Genomic DNA, 20,364 nt, shown 5'->3' on the forward strand with positions numbered 1-20,364 from the left:
CTCTTACCAGAAAGCGGTGCGCCTGCTATAGGTCGGACGTTCGTCCAAATTCGAACCATAGAGAGCACACCTTCACGGGAGGACATACCGGCATGCTGCCAGGCCGCCTCGTCGATCTGTCGATTCCGCTCGAGAACGACGTTCCTGCCGATCCGCCTTTCCAGAAGGTCAGAATCGACTACCGCACGCACGAGGCGACGGCGAAGGACATCGCCGCGGCGTTTCCGGGCCTGAAGCCCGAGCAACTGCCTGATGGCATGGGCTGGGCGGTCGAGCTCGCGACGATCTCGACCCATAACGGCACCCATGTCGATGCGCCTTGGCATTACCACCCGACGCAGGATGGCGGCGCGCCGGCGCTCAGGATCGATGAATGCCCGCTCGACTGGTTCCTGCAGCCGGGGGTGAAGCTCGACTTCCGCCATCTGCCGGATGGCCATGTGGTCACCCCCGACGAGATCGACGCCGAGCTCGCGCGGATTGGCCACATCCTCAGCCCCCTCGAAATCGTCATCGCCAATACGCGGGCCGGCGCGCGCTATGGCGAGGCCGACTATGTCGATTCCGGCTGCGGCTTCGGCCGCGAGGCGACGCTGCATCTGGTGCGCCAGGGCATCAAGGTGGTCGGCACCGATGGCTGGAGCTGGGATGCGCCGTTCAGCCATACCGCCCGGCGTTTTGCCGAGACAGGAGACGCCTCGCTGATCTGGGAGGGCCACAAGGCCGGGCGCGAGGTCGGCTACTGCCAGATCGAGAAGCTGCACAATCTCGAAGCGCTGCCGGCGACCGGCTTCACCATCAGCTGCCTGCCGGTGAAGGTCCGCAACGGCTCGGCCGGCTGGACGCGTGCCGTGGCGATCATGCCCGCCTGACCCTACCGCCGAAGGAGAACGCCATGAGCAAGGTCATCATCACCTGCGCCGTCACCGGCGGCATCCATACGCCGACCATGTCGGACCACCTGCCGATCACGCCGGACGAGATTGCGAGCCAGGCGATCGCGGCGGCGGAAGCCGGCGCGGCGATCCTGCATCTGCATGCGCGCGACCCCAAGGATGGCCGCCCGACACCGGACCCGGCCGTGTTCATGGAGTTCCTGCCGCGGATCAAGCAGGCGACCGATGCCGTCGTGAACATCACCACCGGTGGCGGCCTGACCATGACGGTCGAGGAGCGCCTCGCCGCGCCGCTCAAGGCCGCGCCCGAGATGTGCTCGCTCAACATGGGCTCGATGAACTTCGCGCTGCATCCTCTCGCGGAGAAGTACAGCAACTGGAAGCATCCCTGGGAACAGCCCTACCTCGCCAACACCAAGGACTTCATCTTCCGCAACACCTTCGGCGACATCGAACGCATCTACAAGCTGCTCGGCGAGGGCCACGGCACCAAGTTCGAGCATGAATGCTACGATGTCGGCCACCTCTACAATCTCGCCCATTGCCTCGATCGCGGCTGGTTCCGGCCGCCGGTCTTCCTGCAATTGATCTTCGGCATTTTGGGCGGCATCGGCGCCGATCCCGACAATCTGATGTTCATGAAGCGCACCGCCGACAAGCTCTTCGGCAAGGACTACCACTGGTCGGTGCTCGCCGCCGGGCGCCACCAGATGGCCTTCTGCACGCAAGCCGCGATGCTGGGCGGCAATGTCCGGGTCGGGCTGGAAGACAGCCTGTTCATCGGCAGGGGCAAGCTCGCGACCTCCAATGCCGAGCAGGTCGCCAAAATCCGCCGCATCGTCGAGGAGCTCGGCTACGAGATCGCCACGCCCGAGGAGGCTCGCGCCACGCTCGGCCTCAAGGGCGGCGACCGCGTGAACTTCTGATGTCGCCTCGCCCCAACCCGCTCGACGGCTTCGTCATCGATCCCGCCGCGATCAGCTATGTCGGCGACGGCCTGCAGCGGCCCGAATGCATTCTGGCCGAGCGCGACGGCTCGCTCTGGAGCGCCGATGCGCGCGGCGGCGTCGTCCATATCAGGGCTGATGGCACGCAGGAACTGATCACGCAGACGGCGAGCCGCGGCTTCGCCGAGGCTGCCGACGAGGAGGCGCGCTTCGTCTCCGGCACCTTGCCGAACGGCCTCGCCTTCGCCCGCAATGGCGACGTGCTGATCTCGAATTTCGGCACCGATCGGCTGGAGGTGATGACGCGCTCGGGCGAGACGCGCGTGCTGGTCGATACGATCGACGGGCAGGCGATCGGCAAGGTCAATTTCGTCCTGCGCGACAGCCGGGACCGGATCTGGCTGACGATCTCGACGCGGACGACAAACTGGATGCGGGCGATGAGCCCCAATGTTCGCGACGGCTATGTCGCGCTCTATGATGGCGGGCGCCTGCGCATCGTCGCCGACGGATTCGCCTTCACCAACGAGATCAGGCTCGATGCCAACGAGGAATGGCTCTACGTCGCCGAGACCTGCGCCTGCCGGGTGACGCGATTGCGGGTCCAGCCCGATGGCAGCCTCATCGATCGCGAGGTCTTCGGCCCGAGCGACCATGGCGCCTTTATCGACGGCATCGCCTTCGACGCCCATGGCAATCTCTGGGGCACGCATGTGATGGTCGACCGGGTCTTCGCGCTCACGCCCGAAGGCGACCTTCGCATCCTGCTCGACGACGATCGCGGCAGCGAGGCCGGCGAGGCGCTGATGGCCGCCTTCGCCCGCGACGAGGCGACGCCCGAATTGATGCTGGCCTGCGGCGGGACGATCGCGCCCTGGTTCGCCAGCATCACCTTCGGCGGCCCCGACCTTCGCACAGCCCATATCGGCAGCCTGCGCGGCAGCCGCATCCCCTCATTCAGATCACCGGTCGCCGGCCTGCCGATGGCGCACTGGCACGACCGCTAGCAACGACGAAAAACATAACGGGAGGAATTCACATGAAGGGTCTGGTTTCGGCGCTCGCCATCGTCACCGCATTGCTCGGCGCCCTGCCCGCCGCAGCCGAGATCTCGGACGGCGCCGTCAAGATCGGCGTGCTGACCGACATGTCCGGCGTCTATTCCGACATCACCGGCAAGGGCTCGATCACCGCCGCCCGCATGGCGGTCGAGGACTGCCTCAAGGCCGAATGCGCCGGCATGAAGATCGAGGTCGTCTCGGCCGATCATCAGAACAAGGCGGATGTCGGCTCGGCGATCACCCGCGAATGGATCGACCGGCAGGGCGTCGACGTGCTCGCCGACATGTCGAACGCCTCGCTGCAGCTCGCGATCCCGCCGCTGCTGAAGGACAAGAACCGGGTCGGCCTGTTCCCCGGCGGCACGGCGCGCCTGACCGGCGATGCCTGCCAGCCCGACCATATCGTCCAGTGGATGTGGGACACCTATGTCCAGGTCGCAGGGATCGCCAACCACCTGACCAAGCCCGGCACCAAATGGTACCTGGTCACCGCCGACTATGCTCTCGGCCACCAACTCGAGGCCGACGCCAAGACGCTCGTCACCGCCAAGGGCGGGGTCTATGCCGGTTCGGTCCGGCATGCCTTCCCGGCGGTCGATCTCTCTTCCCAGCTCCTGACGGCGCAGGGCTCGGGCGCCGACCTGATCGCGCTCGCCAATGCCGGCGGCGACACAGTCGCCGGGATCAAGACCGCCCGCGATTTCGGCATCGGCCAGGACAAGCAGAAGCTGGTCGCCTTCTTCCTGACCGCGATGGACGTAAAAAGCGTCGGCCTCGCCTCGGCGCAGGGCACGATCCTGACCGAAGGCTTTTACTGGAACATCGACGAGCGCACCCGCGCCTTCTCCGAGCGTTTCAAGACAGCGCACGGCGCGGTGCCCTCGGCGATCCAGGCCGGCGTCTATTCCTCGGTCCGGCACTATCTCAAGGCGGTCGTCGCGGCGAAGTCGGACGAGGCCAAGACCGTGATCGCCAAGATGCGCGAGCTGCCGATCGAGGACGAGGTCGTGCGCAACGCCAAGCTGCGCGAGGATGGCCGCATGGTCCACGACTTCTACGTCTTCCAGGTCAAGAAGCCGGCGGAGTCGAAAGGCGAATGGGACCTCTACGACCTCGTCGCCACCATCCCCGGCGACCAGGCCTTCCGCCCGCTCGCCCAGAGCGCCTGCCCGGCGATCAAGAAGTAGCAGGACCGCCAGAACAGTTCCGCAATTCTTCGAATCGCGGAATTGTTCTGATTCTTTATTTTATCGCATTTTCTTCACGCGAACCGGTGTCCACTTCGCTCGAAAATGCTCTAGGCGACGCGGCGCAGCTCCTCCTGGGTCACGCCGAGGCTGCTCAGCAATTCGCTGCGCACCTCGGCGAAGCGCCGCTGCCGTGCCCCGGCTTCGGCCGGCAGGTCGACATCGAGGTCGACGACGAAGCGACCTTCATCGAGCACCAATACACGCTGGGCGAGATGGATCGCTTCGTCGACGTCATGGGTGACGAGCAGCACCGCCGGGCGATGGCGGGCGCAGAGATCGAGCAGCAGCGCCTGCATGCGCAGCCGGGTCAGCGCATCGAGCGCGCCGAAGGGCTCGTCGAGCAACAGCAGCTCGGGCTCGCGCACCAGCGAGCGCGCCAGCGCGGCGCGCTGCTGCTCGCCGCCGGAGAGTTGCGTCGGCCAGGCCTGTGCCCGCGCGGTGAGCTCAACCTCGGCGAGAGCGTGCAAAGCGCGCTCACGAGGGGTCTCGCTCTTCAGCCCGAGCGAGACATTGTCGACGACCTTCTTCCAGGGCAGCAGGCGTGCATCCTGGAAGACGACCGAGACCGCATCGGGCGTGCCGAGCCGGCCGGAGCCGGGCACGCCATGGTCGAGCCCGGCAAGCGCGCGCAGGAAGGTGCTCTTGCCCGAGCCCGAGCGGCCGAGCAAGGCGACGAACTCGCCGCGGCCGATGTCGAGATCGACATCGTCGATGATGGTGCGCTCGCCATAGCGGCGGGTGAGGCCGCGGACCGCGACCACGGGCTGCTGGGTCAGTCGGCCAGAATCTTGCGCCATGGCAGAGCCTTTCGGGTGATGAAGCGGACGAGCCAGTCCGAGCTCAGGCCGAGCGCGGCGTAGACGGCGAGGCACAGGATGATGACCTCGGTCTGACCATAGGTGCGGGCGAGGTTGATCATGTAGCCGAGGCCGGAGGTGGCGTTGACCTGCTCGACCACGACGAGAGCGAGCCAGGAATAGGTGACGCCAAAGCGCAGGCCGAGCAGGAAGCCGGGCAGCGCCGCCGGCAGCACGACATGGCGCAGGAACTGCGCATTTGAGAGGTCGAGGGTCTCGGCGAGCTCGATGAAGCGGGCATCGGTCGAGCGAAGCCCGTCATGGGTCTGGATATAGATCGGCGCGAAGGTGATCAGCGCGATCGTCAGGATTTTCATGCCCTCGCCGATGCCGAACCAGAGCATCAGCAGCGGGATCAGCGCCAGCGCTGGGATGGCGCGCTTGATCTGGATCGGGCCGTCGACGAGGTATTCGCCGATGCGGCTAAGACCCGCGATGACGCCGAGCGTGGCGCCGGCGATGATGCCCCAGAACAGGCCCCAGAAGGAGCGCTGAAACGAGGTCCAGAGATTCTCCTGCAGGCGTCCGTCCTGGATCAGTTCCCAGCCAGTGGTCGCCACCGTCCAGGGCGCCGAGAGGATGCGGTCGTCGATATAGCCGATCGCCGAGCCGATGCTCCAGAGGATCAGCAGCAGGGCCGGGCCGAGCGCGGCGCCATAGGGGATCGGCCGGCCGGGGCCGAGCTTGCGCCGGCGGCGGGGCTTCTCGGCCGTGCCGGCAGGCTCCGCTCGGGAGAGCTTGAGCCAGGCCGGGTCGGCGGCGCCATGCGCGCTGGAGAGCGAGATGTCAGCCATGGCTCACTCTCCCTGATAGGCCGCGCCGGCGACCTGCTCGAAGCGCCGGTCGAACAGCGTCGCGGCTTTGAGCACCGGCTTCTTCAGTTCGGCGGCGAGGAGGTCGATGGTTTCCTGCTGGCGCTCGATCGCCCCGCCCCAGTCGAGCGGCACGTCGGGATCACCGTTCGATTCGACCAGGAAGCGACCGGAATCGGCCTTCAGCCCCTGGTCCTTGACGTAATAGCCCTTGATCCACTCCTCGGGATGGGTCTCGATCCACTTCGTGGCGCGTCCCCAGGCCTGGACATAGGCGCGGATCGCCGCCGCCTTGCCGGGGTCCTCCAGCGAGGCCTTCACCACGTAGAGATAGGCGGGATCGTCGCGTAAGCCGTGCGGCAGCGCCTTGGCGCCGTCGCGCTCGTAATTCTGGACGAAGCGCTGCTTGTTCGCCTCCGCGATCGGCGCGGCGTCGACGAGCTTGCTCGCCAGCGCGTTGACGTAGGCGTCGCCGACGCTCGGCAATTCGACGAGCTGAACCTCGTCATGCCTGAGATTCAGCTTCTTCAGCACACGCAGTACGAGCGCACCCTGCGCCTGGCCGGGGCTGAAGGCGATCTTGCGGCCCTTGATGTCCTCGAGCTTGGTGATGCCGGAGCCCGGCGCCGTGGCAATCACATAGATCGGATGGCCGACCGGATCGCGCCGGAACTTGGCAGCGACGATCCTGACCTCGAGGCCGGTCCATTGCGCATGGATCGGTGGGATGTCAGCGACGGAGCCGATGTCCAGCGCCTTGGCCCGAAAGGCCTCGATCGTCTGCGGGCCACCGGAGATGTTGGCCCATTCGACCTTGAAGGGCAGCTTGGCGAGCTCCCCCGACAAGGTAAGAGCCACCCTGGTCTGCGGATCGCCGATCACCAGCGTCGTCCCCGGCGCGACGCGCTCGGGGATCGGCGCGGTCTCCGGAAGCTTCTGGGCTGCGGCAGGGCTGGCGAGCAGCGCGGCGGCAAGTGGCAGGGCGTAAGTCAATTTCATCGGATGTCCTCTGCGGGGCCGGCAGGGCCCGTCGCGTCATGGCTGGATCGGGAATTACCGGCGGGCAGGCTCAGGCGCTCTTGCGCTGCTCTGCGGCGAAGAGGCTATCCGGACGTGGCAAGCCGTAGTGATCGCGCAGGGTCGATCCGGAATAGTCCTGCCGGAACAGGCCGCGCTTGCGCAGGATCGGCACGACCTCGGCGACGAAGACCTCGAAGCCGCCATGGATCCAGGGCGGCATCACATTGAACCCGTCAGCGGCACCCTGCTCGAACCAAGTCTGGATCTCGCCCGCGACATGCTCCGGTGTGCCGACGACGACACGATGTCCGCGCGCACCGGCAAGGCGCTGGATTAGCTGACGGATCGTCGGGTTCTCGCGGTCGACGATGTCGACGACGAGCTGGAAGCGGCTCGCTAGCCCCTTCGGTCCATTCGTATCGATGATATGGCGCGGCACGGGTCCATCGAGATCGTAACCGCTGAGGTCGACGCCGATCATGCGCTTGAGCTGGTCGAGCGAGGCGGCGGGCTGGATCAGCTCGTTGATCTCCTCCTCGAGCCGATCTGCCTCAGCCTGCGTCGAACCGAGGAACGGGCTGATCCCGGGCAGGATGCGTAAGTGATCCGGCCGGCGGCCTAGAGTGGCGGCACGGGCCTTGATGTCGGAGTAGAACTCCTGCGCGCTTCCGAGCGTCTGGTGCGCCGTGAAGATCGCCTCGGCGAACTGAGCCGCGAAGGAGCGGCCATCCTCCGAGGAGCCGGCCTGGACATAGACCGGCCGCCCCTGCGGCGAGCGCGAGACGTTGAGCGGCCCGCGCACGCGGTAGTGCTTGCCGACATGGTCGATGCGATGGACCTTGTCGGCATCGGCGAAGACGCCGCTCTCTGGGTCGGCGACGAGCGCGTCGTCCTCCCAGCTGTCCCAGAGCTTGGTGACGACGTCGAGAAATTCGCGGGCCTTCTCGTAGCGCTCGCCATGCGGCGGATGCTCCGGCAGGCCGAAATTATGGGCGGCCCCAGCATCGCTCGTGGTGACGATGTTCCAACCGGCGCGGCCGCCGCTGATATGGTCGAGCGAGGCGAACAGCCGGGCGAGGTTGTAGGGTTCATTGTAAGTGGTCGAGGCCGTGCCGATCAGGCCAATCTTCTCGGTCGCCGCCGCGATCGCGGTCAGCCAGGTGATCGGCTCGAAACGAACCCGCGAGGAATAGCGCACGTTTTCCGGCAGCGACGGCCCGTCAGCGAAGAAGATCGCATCGAACTTCGCGGCCTCGGCCTTCTGCGCCAGTTCCTGATAGTAGCGGATGTCGAGGACCCGCGCCGGCTCGGAGTCCTTGTAGCGCCAGGCGGCCTCGTGATGGCCGCCGGGATAAATGAACAGGTTGAGCGTGAGCTGGCGGCCAGCACTGGACATCGCGCACCTCGCAAAAAGCGAATGTTCTGACGGGGCGCGAACCTCGCGATCCCTGCCTTTTACGATGACGGACGGCTCCGCGCATGGTCAAGAGAAGTGTTTTTTAAAAAGAATGCTCGCGGCAGGAGATTATCATTGTAAAATGTCGACCTTGTCAAACTCATTCACCAGAATAGTTTTCCGATTTAGCGTATTTATTTGATAAATATTCTCTGTTTTTGGCTCGCGAATTAAAAGAACCATCTCAGCCAATTTCCGAAGCTCAGACGCAGCCTTTCGACAACACACCGGAGCACCAGGCGGGTCGGATCCGCCGTTTCAAACGGCATCCGGCTTCCAAGCATCGCGTTTCCGGCAAGCCGAATTCACCCCAGGGCGAAGAGCATCCGACGGCTCGAGCCAATGGCATGCTTCGTATCGCGGGGGCTGTGCAGGTGGCGTACCTGCCGTTCGATCGAGCCGTTGCCGGCGGCCGAACCCATCGCCTTTACGGCATCAGAACCGCTCAAGCCTCATCGAGGCTTCTCGCCGGGACAACCAGATATCGGAACTGTCGGAGAGATTTGGTGGAGCCAGGCTCCACACAACTGGAGCCCGCCCTAGCTTTTCCTGGCTTGGGAGGGCTTCGCTTTTCCAGTGGCTTAGAGGGCGCCTCGCCTATCCCGGCTCATCCCAGCTTGTTATGATGCGCGTCATTCGTTGGGGTAGAAGTTGGGGTAGCCCATGGCCCGCCAGGTCAAAAAGCTCTCGGCACGAACCGTCACAACGCTGACCAAGCCCGGTCGCCATAGCGACGGTGATGGGCTGTATCTCGTGATCGACCCAAGCGGCGCCCGCCGATGGCTGTTTCTGTTCCGGTGGCAAGGCAAGCTCAAGGAGATGGGCCTGGGCGGCGTCTCCACCGTTTCGCTCGCCGATGCCCGAGACAAGGCAGCCGATGCCCGCAAGCAGGTGAAAGCCGGGATCAACCCGATCGAGTCCAAGCGCGAGGCCGAGGCGGCGGCTGAAGCCGGTAAGACCTTCGGTCAGTTCGCAGACGAGCTAGTCGAGGACATCAAAGGCGGCTTCCGAAACGAAAAACACAAATGGCAGTGGTCGCATACGCTCAAGACCTACGCAGCCTCATTGCGCCCCATTCCGATCGAAGCCGTGTCCACCGAGCATGTACTGGAGGTGCTCAAGCCGCTCTGGACCAACAAGCAGGAGACGGCTTCACGCCTGCGCGGCCGGATCGAACGTGTCCTAGATGCCGCGAAGGCGAAGGGGATTCGAGTCGGCGACAATCCGGCCCGCTGGCGTGGGCATCTGGACCACCTCTTGCCGCGGCGGCAGAAGCTTCAGCGCGGCCACCATCCGGCGATGCCCTATGGAGATGTCCCCGACTTCGTGGTGGATCTGCGAAAGCGAGATGCTACCGCTGCGCTCGCGCTTGAACTCACGATCTTATGCGCTAGCCGTTCGGGCGAGGTGCTGGGAGCGACCTGGGGCGAGTTCGATCGCAAGGCGAAGGTTTGGACCATTCCCGGCAAGCGGATGAAGGCTGGCCTTGAGCATCGCGTACCCCTCACCGAGCGCGCCCTGGCAATTCTCGATGCTGCCGAAAAGGTGAAGCAGAACGAGTACGTCTTCCCGGGCGCTCGCCAGGGAAAACCTCTCTCGAACATGGCGATGGCGAACCTGCTCAAGAAGCGGATGAAGCACGAAGGCCTGACAGTTCACGGCTTCCGAAGTTCGTTCCGCGATTGGGCGGGTGAGTGCACGTCGTTTCCTCGCGAGGTCGCCGAGGGGGCTTTGGCTCATATCGTTGGGGACGAAACGGAGCGAGCCTATCGCCGCGGTGACGCGCTGGAGAAACGGCGCAAACTGATGGACGCTTGGGCGCGATTCGCTGGCGGCCCGACGATCAAGAAGAGCAACGTGACGCCCATCCGCGTGAAAGCCGGATAGGCAAAGAGACGCATGGGGATAGGCCGGCCAGCTGATAAGTGGGGAAGCACCGCCCCATTTCCCCATGCTCCAGATGGTGCGTCGCGGAGCGCGGCAGATGGAATACGCACAGTTCTGGAGAGAGAATGCGGATTGGCCGCGAGATACCGCCACGCACGTGTTCCTCGGTCGCGCGCTCCATCTTTTCGGCAAGGCGCTTTACCCGCACGCGTGGACTGGTGACGAGCCAATTGCGGCGCCGGTAATCCCCCTGCCACTGCAGCGGCAGGCGACGCGTAGAGACCGGCTAGAGGCGCACAGGTTGCTCGCTGGTGACCCCATGTATGAGGTCAAGCCGGACGATCAACAGTTTCCCGGCAGCCTTAACAGGCTGTCCCCGGGTGTGACTGTCGTTGACTACAAGTTCACGGATTTAGAATGGAAGATGGCACGGGAGATCCAAGAGGCGACCATCGAATCGCGCCGACCTTCTTGGAACCGCCTCATCAGCGCTCAAAAAGCGATTGTCGAGCACGCCACCTTCGGGCGGCTTCGCACTGTGGCCCGCAAAAAGGGCCAGTTCGGGAACGCCCCGATTGCCGCGGATGCCTGGGCGGACTTCAATATTCACCAATTGTTCGGCGATTGCACGGTGCCGCACCGCAAATTCGCTTCGCCGGGGACGGCTCCAATTTTTGTCCTGCGCGCTGATCTCGAGCAACTGACTACGGAGGGGGCGCCTGACGCCTCCCCGGCGCGTAACCAGTCCCCGCAGGTCGATACAGAAGCTGCCGCTCCAGAGGAGCGGACACAGTCTTTGCCACACCCCTCTGATCGCATCCGCATTGCAGCACTGGCAGCACAAGCAACCATCGAACTCTCGCGAGCTGCAGCAGACCCTATCAAATGGGATTCACCGCCGCCTCTGCTCGAACCGCCTGGTTTTTTGAGCATGCAGGCCGCCGTGAAGCTGTTCGAGCGGGCCGGAGATGGAGAAGAGTTCATCAATGGCTGCGCGCCAGCAGAAGACCGCCTCCGCCGAGTGGCGGCTAGCGGTCGCGTGTCCACGGTCATTCAGTTATGGCGCGATGGTTCGGTCACTGACCTTCCAACGGGGGAATGGCTGGGCCCCCGCGCTCCGATGTTCTTCACTGATAACGGCTCTGTGTTCACGGGGGCAGATTGGGCCTTCATTCGGATTCATGAAGAGCAGGCTCAGGCTGCGTCGAGGGAGAGCGGCGCCCCTTTGCTTAAGAATGGGGGCTCCGATCTTGGCGGAGGATCGGCGGAAGTCGATCCCGCCAACGAGCAGCGCAACAGTAACGGATCGTTCGCAGCGCCTTCGACCAAGCCAAAAGCGGCCAGGCCGATCCGCATGGCCGAAGCTCGTAAGTGGTATTGCCAGCGTGTCGAACAATGGACGGGTAGCCCGCGAGGTCCAAGAGCCGAAGAAGATTTCGCTCTGATGAAAGAGCACTTCCAGCTAGGGCGCAAAGATGCCCGCACGGTGCGCAACGAATGCGCGCCGGACAAATGGAAGGAGTCCGGATCGAAGGATGCCGGATAACCCCGCCACTACCCCGCCAAATTTCTCGCTGGCGGGGTAAGTGGCGGTAAAGACGGCGGGATTCGCCATCTGCAACCGTCTCCCTGCGTCCAATCCAAGCCATTCCGGCTTGAGGCGGCGCAGGAGACGAAAATGGCGACCACGCACCACGAACCAGCGCCCCTCGCCTACGATATGCAGGGGCTCATCAAGGCTTCCGGCTGGGGCCGGTCGAAGATCCAAGAGGACATTGCCGCCGGACGCCTGAAGGCGCGCAAGTCCGCCGGCAAACTCATCATCATGTACGAGGATGCCAGGGCGTGGCTTCTGGCCCTGCCCGTCCGCGAGCCCTCCAAGAAGGAGGCCGCGTAAGCATCATGCACCTGAACGAGATGAGGCCGGCCGCGCGGGGGCGCGAAACCGGCCTCGGAGGAATTGCTTGCCTGGCAGCTAGCGCCTCCGAATCTACCATCCACACCATCCTCGTCAACCGGCTCCAACGCCGGCTCGGCCTTTCCGAGCTGCACGCCCTGACGGTTCTCCGCCTCGCCTCGATCGGGCCGAAGGAGGGCCGTGACTGATGGCAAAACGCGCTTTCCCCAAGTTGCTCGCCCGCGTCGCGGAGGGCCCGACCATCTCCGTCAACGGTCGCGAGGCCCTGACTCTTCTCACCCTCGTTGAACGCGGCGCCAAGGGCGTGACCGGAATTGAATTTCCGGGTGGCCCAGCCTTTCGCCTCGGCGCCTACGTCTTCGATTTGCGCGGCATGGGCGTCGGCATCGAAACCGGCTCGGAAAGCCACGGCATCGGGACACATGCCAGGTATCGCCTGACGACGGCGGTTCAAATCGTCAGCGTCGACTACGGAACGGCGAAAGGAGAGGTCGCTTGATTCACTCCAGCGCAACCGAACCTCTCGATATGGCGCGCGTGAAGGCCGTAGCCGAGGCCAATCCGATCCAAGCTCTGGCCGAGTTCAAGGGCATGGTCGCCCATTGGCGGGAGATGGGCGCAACGGTCTTCCTCAAGGCTTGGACCGAAGCCTTCCTACACTACGACGGCGCCCTGCCTGACGAGGCCTCCCACTATGTGGCGACTGTTCAGCTCGCGTTCGAAATGTGCGGGCTGCCGGTCATCAACCACATCGCCGCGCCTCAAATCCGCGATGTCGATGCAAATGGCGTTGGCCCCGATGGCGACGAATACACGGATGAGGCCGCTCCCGAACTGATCGATCGCGGTCTGGCGCTCAATGTTCCTGTGCTGCTTCGCTACCCTGATCGGCGCCTGGAAAAGGGCAACGAGGTCCGCTTCACGGAAATCGCCGTGCAGATGCTCGACGTCGACTTGGAGGCCTCCGTCCTCCCTGAAGACAAGTGGAGGCAGCATTGAGCACCGCGAGCAATTCGGACCTGCGCGCGCAGGTTATCGCAGGCATCGTCGAGCATATCGCAGCGACGCCTTCCACTCTCAGCTACGACGCCGTATTCCGGCGCGCGCTCGACGCCTCCGGGATGCCGGAGGAGGAGATTGGGAGCGAGATCAGGAACGCCACTTCGTGCCTGATTTTCTCCGGCCTCGTCCTCTCGAACGGCCTCGTCCGCGATCCGCCGGAAATCTACTACTCGGCCGATATGCAGTTGGTGCCCGGCCCGTGGCTCCTCCGCTTCGTGTGGGGCGATCGGGTGCCGAACGCCGAACGCGGTGATGGAGGCGACGAATGAGCGGCGCCGAAATCTACCTCGCGAAAGATGAACGCGGCTGGCTTGCTATCCACGAGAGCCGCCACGGCGACAGCTCGGGCATCGATGGGCCTTTCCCCACCATCATCGCCGCGGTGGCCGCTGGTCGCGACATGGCGGAGCGCTATGGCGTTCCGTTCCGCGGCGACGAACTGATAGCCAAGGTGCTCGCATTCCCTACCGACAAGGACGGGAGGGCCGCCACTTGATGTCCCTCCCCAATATCGCGAAAGCGCTCGGCGGCATCGTCACCGGCGGTCAGGTGCTTGCACCTGGCCCCGGCCACAGCTCCAAGGACCGCTCGATGTCCGTCAAGATCGGCGAGAGCGGCAAGCTCATCGTCCATAGCCACTCCGGCGACGACGACATGGCGTGCAAGGCCTATGTCGAGCGCAAGCTGGGCATCGTCTGGCGGCCGGAAGGCCAACAGCATGACACTGGCGCTTTCGAGCGCATGCAGGCTCGGGCGCTCAAGCTCAACGGGCATGCGAACGGCCATGCTCAGCCGGAATTTCGGACCAGCGACAAGCGCCATATGCAGGCGCTGCGCATTTGGCAGGAGAGTGTCGACCCTCGTGGCACGCTCGCCGCAACCTACCTCGCCTCCCGCAGGCTTCAGGTTCCGGACGGTGTCGCGATGACGACGTTGCGCTTCCACGCCGATTGTCCCTTTGGCGAGGGCGCGCGCCACCCCTGCCTGGTCGCTGCTTTCCGCTCGATCGAGAGCGGTGAGGTCGTGGCAATCCATCGCACCGCGTTGACTCCGGGCGCGAAGAAGATCGATCGCAAGATGCTCGGGCCCGTCATCGGCGCCGCCATCATGTTCGGCGATCTGGACGCAGAGCGCGGGACGCTCGCAGTAGGCGAAGGCATTGAAAGCGCGCTTTCTGGCCTCGGGATGGGCTTCGCCCCTGCGTGGGCCATGGGATCGGCTGGAGCCATCGCCAAGCTGCCGGTCGTGAATGGCGTCGACACGCTCACCATTCTTGGGGAGCACGACGCGGCCAACGCCGCGGCGGCGCGGTCGTGCGGTGTGCGCTGGCGCGACGCTGGCCGCGAGGTCTTGATTGCCCTGCCCAAGGAAGGGCTCGGCAAGGACACGAACGATGCCTGGCAGGCGCGCAAGGGCGACGGCGAAGACGTGCTCGACTTCCGCGAGTTCGGGGCGGACGAAGAAATTGCCGAGCCGATTAATGCCGGGAGTTCCGGCATTAAAGCGACGCCCTTCGTCCTCATGGACCCGAGCACCATCCCGACGCGCGAGTGGTTGTACGGCCGGCATTACGTGCGCCGTTTCGTCAGCACGACGGTTGCCCCGGGCGGACTCGGCAAGTCGTCGCTGGGCATCGTCGAAGCGCTCGCCATGGTGACGGCGCGCGATCTGCTCGGGGTGAGAGTGCGCGAGCCGCTGCGGGCCTGGTTGTGGAACGGCGAAGATCCGCGGGACGAACTGGACCGCCGCATTTCTGCAGCGTGCCTGCACTACGAAATCGCCGCGGATGATATCGCCGATCGGCTGTTCGTCGACAGCGGGCGCGATCTGCCTATCCGCATCGCCGAGATGGGGCCTGGGCAGCGTACCATTGTTGCCGTGCCGACTGTCGAGGGCGTTGAGCAGGCTATCCGCGACAACCGGATTGACCTGCTCGTCATTGACCCTTTCGTCGCCTCGCACGGTGTGCCGGAGAACGACAACGGGGCAATCGACCGCGTCGCCAAGACATGGGCCGGCATCGCCGAGCGGTGCAACTGCGCGATCGAGCTGGTGCACCACGTGCGCAAGACCGCCAGCGGACCGGAGGGCTACGCCGTCGAGGACGCCCGCGGCGGTTCCTCCCTGCTCGGCGCTGTCCGTAACGCTCGGGTCTTGAACGCCATGTCGAAGGAGGAGGCTGAGCGGGCTGGTATCGAAGAGGGCCACCGCCGGCTGCATTTTCGGGTGGACGACGGCAAGGCGAACATGGCCCCGCCGATGGAGCGCGCAAGCTGGTTCAAGATGGTCAGCGTCGGGCTCGGCAATGGCCGCGGGCTGGAGCCCGAGGACAATGTCGGCGTCGCCACCGCATGGGAAATGCCGGGCGTGCTCGACAGTGTCACGGCGGACGATTGCGAGCGCGTGATTGCCATGGTCCGGACCGATCCGACCTACCGGCACGACAGCCGGGCTAGCAACTGGATCGGCTTCGCGATTGGGGACGTGCTCGGCCTTGATGTAGATCGGAAGGCAGACCGCGAACAGGTCAACCGAGTGCTTCGCATCTGGATCGAAAATGGCGCTCTCGCGATTGAGCGCCGCCAAGACGAGCAGCGCAAAATGCGGTCGTACATCATCCCCGGAAAAGCAGCGTGAAGAGGCTGCGCCAGTCGCGTTTTCTGACTGGCGCACGACTGGCGCAGACCGGCGCAAAATCTGCGCCAGTCAGTCACCCCTTAAGGGGGACTGAACTGGCGCAAGTGGCGCAGCCAACTGACTGGCGCAATCACTGGAGCAGAAATGTCGAACGAACCTGATTTCAAGAATCCGAACCGGGAGCCCGTCACCTCGCTCATGGACCTGGCTCTGCTGGACGACGACGAGATGGCGGAGGGCTATCAGGATGGAGCGGGCGGGCTGCCTTGCGGCGACAATCGCTCGCGCTCCTACTGGCATGGCTGGCGCAACGGTGCTCGCGACCGTGGCCACCGAGATCGAGCTGGCGACATGTGGGATGCGCTGCTTGCCGGCAACGTCACGCCCGAAGGCCGCGGCCTCGCCGAGCTGCCAGCTCGTATCGAGGAATGCCGGAAGGTGCTGCGCGAAGCGGGAGCGCTCGCGTGACGACCGTGGCCAATTCAGATCTGGAACGAAAGCTCCGCATCTCCCTCACCCCGCGCGTGCAGGAGGCCGGCGTTGACATGACCGACAGGCCTTGGATCTGCGGCTTTGCTGGCTGGCGTTTTGGACAACCGGTGACGCCGGCTCTGATTGCGGCATTGGACGCAGCCGACCACCCAATGCCGGGCGACCTCGCTTCAGTCTGGGCAGAGTATCACCATTGGCAAGACGTGAGCCAGGACAGCCCCGAACCGCACATCTCAGCGAGAATCGCTGGCCTGGAGCATCTCATGGACACGATGCCGGATGCATCCGCCGGAGGTATCAGCGCACGGCTAACCTGGCTCTCTCACCTCGCGGCCCAGGACCATTATCGGACCAGCACAGAAGACACCGCCCTCGCGGCTCGCCTCGCCGCCGATTTCCAAAAGTTCGTCGACTCTGTCCAATCTGGGCGGGCTGAAGACGCGACAGTCACAGCCTCAGACAGGCGGACACAAGCCGACCGTCGCGCTGAGGTTCTGTCCATCTTGAGCACTGCTGCGCAGTTGTCAGATCGCGAAATTGGGCGGCGCGCCGGAGTTAGCCCGCAGACGGTGTCCAACTGGCGGAAGAAGCTCGCAAACCGTTGTCCAACTTGAGCAGTGTCGGCATCAAAAATACGCTCAATACCTCAGTTCTTCTGCGCCCTGTTTCGGAGGCTCAATACCGCAAATGTGACGCGCGCGAAAAAGGGCTCAATACCGCAGTTTTTGTGCGTGGCGTCCAAAGCAGGAGAAGGCAATGGCGAACACACGCATCGACCTCGCAATCGAGGCGGGGGCAAAAGCCCTTCACGAAAGCGCTCGCGAGAAGCGCCAGTTCAGCTGGGAGCAATCGTCTGAGGAATGGCGCTGCGATTTGCGCGCGTTCGTCCATCCAATTGTGGAGGCCGCACTGGAATCGTTCGACGCGCTTCTCGCGGCAGCAACGCAGCAAGAAGCCTTCCTCGCAAGATTGATTGCCCCGCCATGACTCAGGCGAAGCCGCTGGCTGGCGTTGTGAAGGTAGCCGCGGGGGGCATAGCCCAAGAGAGGAACGGCCGCAGCGGGGATCCGCAGGCCGTTCGTGGCCGATGACGCGGCCTAGTGAAGGCCGCCTGCCGTTCAGGCCGCGGCGCGCATCGCGGGACGCACCCGCGCAAACACAAAGGCTCGAGGGCTATCAGGCTTACCGTTGAGGCGTTCGAGAACCGCGGTCACTTTGCGATGCCTCAGCCACTGGAGGAATGTTGGGGCCTGTAAGCGGTTGATATTTCCAATCTTCCGCCCCCCTAAGGAAACCTTCACAGCTCCCGCGTCGTATTGATTATCTGGCTCCGCCTCGATTGTGACTTCGTGCCCTACGCCGACGCCTAGAGGCTCTTCCTTCACATAATAACGAAACCCGGCAATCTCTAACATCAGATCGCATGACGCTTGAGTCGGATCGAGCGGGTCGACCACTGAGAATCCGTCACTCGGAAGCTTGGCTTCTGTGCGACCCAAGAGTGCCAAAGGAGATAAAGGTCGATCTGGAGCGAGCCGAAACTGCTTCATAAAGTCGCGAAAATCTGCACGGGACTGCGGCGGCAAACGCCGCAAAAAGGCATCAGCCACTCCTGCCTGATGTATCTGGCGCTTCCGGTCGAACGAAGGGAAGCCCTCGTAGGAAAGCGCCCGGGCGGCATCGATCGGCTTCCCATCGTTGAACTGACGGAACTCGGTATCGGAGAAGTAGCGCAGTTGAAGGTCGTTTCCCGTGGGCGACAGCATTCCAACTGCCCAACGATAGCGCTCCTTATAGTGGTCCGGTGCCTGCCACGCGAGGAAGAGCGTTCGAGGCTCCTGCACCGTCGTGATCCAGTTTTCCACTATCATTCTCCCAGTACGGCACTCAGGCGAGCGCGACGCGCCAGTACGATAGCCGTAACCAATTCTGCTCTTTCGGTACAAAACGGAACGTCGATCTCAGCGCAGACGTTCCGGCTCACAAGGCTCCGCAAATCATCTTCGCCGAATCGAATCACATTTCGCATCGCAGCGCCAGCAATGGCCGAAGCGACGGCTAATTTTTCACACAGATCCATATGTGGGGTCGGTGCATCAGTGTTTCTATCCCACCCACAATGGTGCAATCCTTTGGCGATAAATCCTGCCATCGCTCCCGGTTCGAGCAGCTTTTTGAGATCGGCCTGCTGAAACCCGAGACTTGTCCCATTGTCGTAAACGGGCGCCAATTCATAGTGATGTCCCCTGCCAGGACGTGACCGGATCAGAAAGCCCCAGTTCTCGGTATGACGGTCCGTATTCCCAATGAGCGCGTCGAATGCCAAGGTTCGAGCCCACCATTCGAGATGGTTCGGCACCCGATAGGCGCGACAGATCGAAATATTAGTCCGAAGATCGTGCGGGCGGTCACCATTGGACGCTTCGCGGAACCGTCGAATAAAATCGATGCCGTGGAAGAATCGGGCAGGTTCCGCCTCGCCGGGGAAGCCATAGAAAAATTCGATTAGCACCCCGAGCTCCCCCGTCCTCTCGTCATAGGCCAGGAATGCTGGTGGTACGGTCAGTCCGACAAGGCATCCTATCTGATAGGCGATGACCTCAGCCCAGAGCTGCTGTGCTTTCCACCCGGTCGCAATCTTGAACAAGTAGGTGTGGCTCGGGATGAGGAACGGCCGTGTTTCCGCTTCGGGGCAGATCACAGTCCTCTTTGGTTTCGATCCAACCGGGTGAATAGCAAAGTCATCATCACGGCTCCACGCACCGATTAGGATAGGAGCGCCGGGGGGTTGTAGCTTCATGCTTAATCTTGGCGGTTGGGCTACGCCCGCGGTGAGGAGACGAGATAGCAATACGTCAATGCTCAGACCGAAATCCATCACTTCTGATGATGCGCCTCCTGCCCAGATTGGATGGCGAAAAATCTGACCCACATGAACGGCAGTATTGAGCCGATTTTTCGGCCCAGTGAGCGACCCACAAATTTTGAGGTATTGAGCCGGTTTTTGCCGGCGCAGGGCGCTCGTCCAAGTTGGACACTGCCGCTATTTCCCCACTGAACTATCACTGGCGGCCGCCCTGTATTTCAGGAAGAGCCAACTCCATCAGACAAGCGACCCACCTCATCCTGAGATTGATCTCGTCCAAGGCTAGCCCCCAAGCTTGACCACCACGAGAACTACGATCAGCCAAGCGGGTATGCAAATTTACTCCTAGGCGCACCGCCCGCTCAGCGGCAAACCACGCCCTTCCCCCTCATCGTGCAGGTGGAGGTAAGGCGCTCGTCGGCAGACGGTTGATATGTGCCCTCGACACCCGCAGGCACATAGGTCGATCCATCACTTTGCATTGGATCGAGGCCAGCCGGTCCCGACATGCCGGTAGCGGCACAACCGCCTATCAGGATGCAACACGCGGCCACGAAAAGCTTCGTCATCAGGAACTCCTTGTCAGTCCAAGCAGGCGGGCCGGCCCTACTCCATTATGCCGGAGCAGGCTGCGCAAGCCAGGAAACCGTACCGTGGGTTCGAAGGAGGGCGGTTCCGTCGAACTCAGGAACTGGCACTTGCCCTCTTGCAGCCACTCTGGCTAGCCAACCTGCCAGCTGATGACGTTGCTGATTGAAAGAGGCGCAGCATGAGATGGATGGCGTTGACGCTCATCACCGGCTGCATTTTTGCTGGGGCCTCCTCGGCTCATGCCGAAATTGCTCCGGAGTTCCGAGGCGAGTGGTCAACTGACTGGCACATCTGCAAGCAGGTAAACGGCGAGATCGACGTGCTGTCGGTCGGCAAGGACGACTTCGCATTTTACGAGGTGGGCTGCAGCGTCGGAGCCGGCTCGCCCGTCGACGGGGGAATTAGCTATGCGGCCACATGTCAGAAGGGCGGCAGTCAGCTCACGCATGGCAGAGCAGAGTTCCGTCGATCGGGCCACGCGCTCGTCCTGACGCTCAAGGGCTTTCCATGGGGCGCCAGCGACGGACTAACCTTCAACCGCTGTAAATAGGCTATCGGACGATGGCGCAGTGCTGCGATGCCTCGCCGTGACTCAGGCGTGGCCGCTGGCTG

Annotated in this window: 22 protein-coding genes; 16 read left to right on the forward strand and 6 right to left on the reverse strand. The window is 63.6% G+C overall.

What is annotated here, in order from left to right:
* Window positions 1-95: 95 nt before the first annotated feature.
* From BLM15_RS19990 to BLM15_RS20005, 4 genes are read left to right on the forward strand one after another with little or no spacing between them, the layout of a single operon-like run.
* Window positions 96-872, forward strand: a complete 777-nt coding sequence (locus BLM15_RS19990) for a cyclase family protein (protein WP_126116265.1) — start codon at window positions 96-98, stop codon at window positions 870-872.
* Window positions 873-895: 23 nt separating this feature from the next.
* Window positions 896-1,822 (forward strand): 3,5-dioxohexanoate:acetyl-CoA acetone transferase, encoded by a 927-nt coding sequence (gene kce, locus BLM15_RS19995; RefSeq protein ID WP_126114401.1) that lies wholly within the window; start codon window positions 896-898, stop codon window positions 1,820-1,822.
* Complete coding sequence (locus BLM15_RS20000; protein WP_126114402.1) at window positions 1,822-2,850, forward strand: SMP-30/gluconolactonase/LRE family protein; 1,029 nt, start codon at window positions 1,822-1,824, stop codon at window positions 2,848-2,850. Before kce ends, BLM15_RS20000 begins: the two co-directional genes overlap by 1 nt.
* Window positions 2,851-2,882: 32 nt before the next feature.
* Window positions 2,883-4,091: an ABC transporter substrate-binding protein gene (locus BLM15_RS20005; protein ID WP_126114403.1), complete on the forward strand. Its 1,209-nt coding sequence runs from the start codon at window positions 2,883-2,885 to the stop codon at window positions 4,089-4,091.
* A 110-nt stretch (window positions 4,092-4,201) separates the two neighbouring features.
* Here the strand turns inward: BLM15_RS20005 and BLM15_RS20010 are convergent, their stop codons facing one another.
* The 4 genes from BLM15_RS20010 to BLM15_RS20025 form a co-directional block, all read right to left on the reverse strand.
* The gene (locus tag BLM15_RS20010) at window positions 4,202-4,951 is read right to left on the reverse strand and encodes an ABC transporter ATP-binding protein (protein WP_126114404.1); all 750 of its coding nucleotides are present in this window, start codon (window positions 4,949-4,951) and stop codon (window positions 4,202-4,204) included.
* On the reverse strand, window positions 4,927-5,805 hold the full coding sequence (locus tag BLM15_RS20015; RefSeq protein WP_126114405.1) for an ABC transporter permease: 879 nt from the start codon (window positions 5,803-5,805) through the stop codon (window positions 4,927-4,929). Before BLM15_RS20015 ends, BLM15_RS20010 begins: the two co-directional genes overlap by 25 nt.
* A gap of 3 nt (window positions 5,806-5,808) precedes the next feature.
* Entirely contained in the window at window positions 5,809-6,822 is a 1,014-nt protein-coding gene (locus BLM15_RS20020) for an ABC transporter substrate-binding protein (RefSeq protein WP_126114406.1), read from the reverse strand.
* A gap of 70 nt (window positions 6,823-6,892) precedes the next feature.
* On the reverse strand, window positions 6,893-8,239 hold the full coding sequence (locus tag BLM15_RS20025) for an LLM class flavin-dependent oxidoreductase (RefSeq protein ID WP_126114407.1): 1,347 nt from the start codon (window positions 8,237-8,239) through the stop codon (window positions 6,893-6,895).
* Between the two features lie 723 nt (window positions 8,240-8,962).
* Here BLM15_RS20025 and BLM15_RS20030 point away from each other — a divergent pair.
* From BLM15_RS20030 to BLM15_RS20080, 11 genes are all read left to right on the forward strand, one after another.
* Window positions 8,963-10,186, forward strand: coding sequence for a tyrosine-type recombinase/integrase (locus tag BLM15_RS20030; protein WP_126114408.1), 1,224 nt, complete (start codon window positions 8,963-8,965; stop codon window positions 10,184-10,186).
* 97 nt (window positions 10,187-10,283) lie between these two features.
* Entirely contained in the window at window positions 10,284-11,732 is a 1,449-nt protein-coding gene (locus tag BLM15_RS20035) for a hypothetical protein (RefSeq protein ID WP_126114409.1), read from the forward strand.
* Window positions 11,733-11,864: 132 nt separating this feature from the next.
* Window positions 11,865-12,083: a DNA-binding protein gene (locus BLM15_RS20040; protein WP_126114410.1), complete on the forward strand. Its 219-nt coding sequence runs from the start codon at window positions 11,865-11,867 to the stop codon at window positions 12,081-12,083.
* 208 nt (window positions 12,084-12,291) lie between these two features.
* Entirely contained in the window at window positions 12,292-12,603 is a 312-nt protein-coding gene (locus tag BLM15_RS20045; protein ID WP_126114411.1) for a winged helix domain-containing protein, read from the forward strand.
* Entirely contained in the window at window positions 12,600-13,103 is a 504-nt protein-coding gene (locus BLM15_RS20050) for a hypothetical protein (RefSeq protein ID WP_126114412.1), read from the forward strand. Before BLM15_RS20045 ends, BLM15_RS20050 begins: the two co-directional genes overlap by 4 nt.
* On the forward strand, window positions 13,100-13,435 hold the full coding sequence (locus tag BLM15_RS20055; RefSeq protein WP_126114413.1) for a hypothetical protein: 336 nt from the start codon (window positions 13,100-13,102) through the stop codon (window positions 13,433-13,435). The genes BLM15_RS20050 and BLM15_RS20055 overlap by 4 nt, the downstream gene beginning before the upstream one ends.
* Window positions 13,432-13,662, forward strand: coding sequence for a hypothetical protein (locus BLM15_RS20060; protein ID WP_126114414.1), 231 nt, complete (start codon window positions 13,432-13,434; stop codon window positions 13,660-13,662). The genes BLM15_RS20055 and BLM15_RS20060 overlap by 4 nt, the downstream gene beginning before the upstream one ends.
* Window positions 13,662-15,803 (forward strand): AAA family ATPase, encoded by a 2,142-nt coding sequence (locus tag BLM15_RS20065; protein ID WP_126114415.1) that lies wholly within the window; start codon window positions 13,662-13,664, stop codon window positions 15,801-15,803. Before BLM15_RS20060 ends, BLM15_RS20065 begins: the two co-directional genes overlap by 1 nt.
* 144 nt (window positions 15,804-15,947) lie before the next feature.
* Window positions 15,948-16,271, forward strand: a complete 324-nt coding sequence (locus BLM15_RS31655; RefSeq protein ID WP_206438547.1) for a hypothetical protein — start codon at window positions 15,948-15,950, stop codon at window positions 16,269-16,271.
* Window positions 16,268-16,909, forward strand: coding sequence for an AsnC family protein (locus BLM15_RS20075; protein WP_164547583.1), 642 nt, complete (start codon window positions 16,268-16,270; stop codon window positions 16,907-16,909). The genes BLM15_RS31655 and BLM15_RS20075 overlap by 4 nt, the downstream gene beginning before the upstream one ends.
* Before the next feature lie 142 nt (window positions 16,910-17,051).
* Window positions 17,052-17,282, forward strand: a complete 231-nt coding sequence (locus tag BLM15_RS20080) for a hypothetical protein (protein ID WP_126114417.1) — start codon at window positions 17,052-17,054, stop codon at window positions 17,280-17,282.
* A gap of 131 nt (window positions 17,283-17,413) precedes the next feature.
* Here the strand turns inward: BLM15_RS20080 and BLM15_RS20085 are convergent, their stop codons facing one another.
* Both BLM15_RS20085 and BLM15_RS20090 read right to left on the reverse strand, forming a co-directional pair.
* Entirely contained in the window at window positions 17,414-18,160 is a 747-nt protein-coding gene (locus BLM15_RS20085) for an HIRAN domain-containing protein (RefSeq protein ID WP_126114418.1), read from the reverse strand.
* 2 nt (window positions 18,161-18,162) lie between these two features.
* Entirely contained in the window at window positions 18,163-19,095 is a 933-nt protein-coding gene (locus BLM15_RS20090) for a HipA domain-containing protein (protein ID WP_164547584.1), read from the reverse strand.
* 844 nt (window positions 19,096-19,939) lie between these two features.
* Here BLM15_RS20090 and BLM15_RS20095 point away from each other — a divergent pair.
* Window positions 19,940-20,302, forward strand: a complete 363-nt coding sequence (locus BLM15_RS20095) for a hypothetical protein (RefSeq protein ID WP_126114420.1) — start codon at window positions 19,940-19,942, stop codon at window positions 20,300-20,302.
* Window positions 20,303-20,364 lie beyond the last annotated feature (62 nt).

Source organism: Bosea sp. Tri-49 (assembly GCF_003952665.1).
Classification (GTDB): Bacteria; Pseudomonadota; Alphaproteobacteria; order Rhizobiales; family Beijerinckiaceae; genus Allobosea.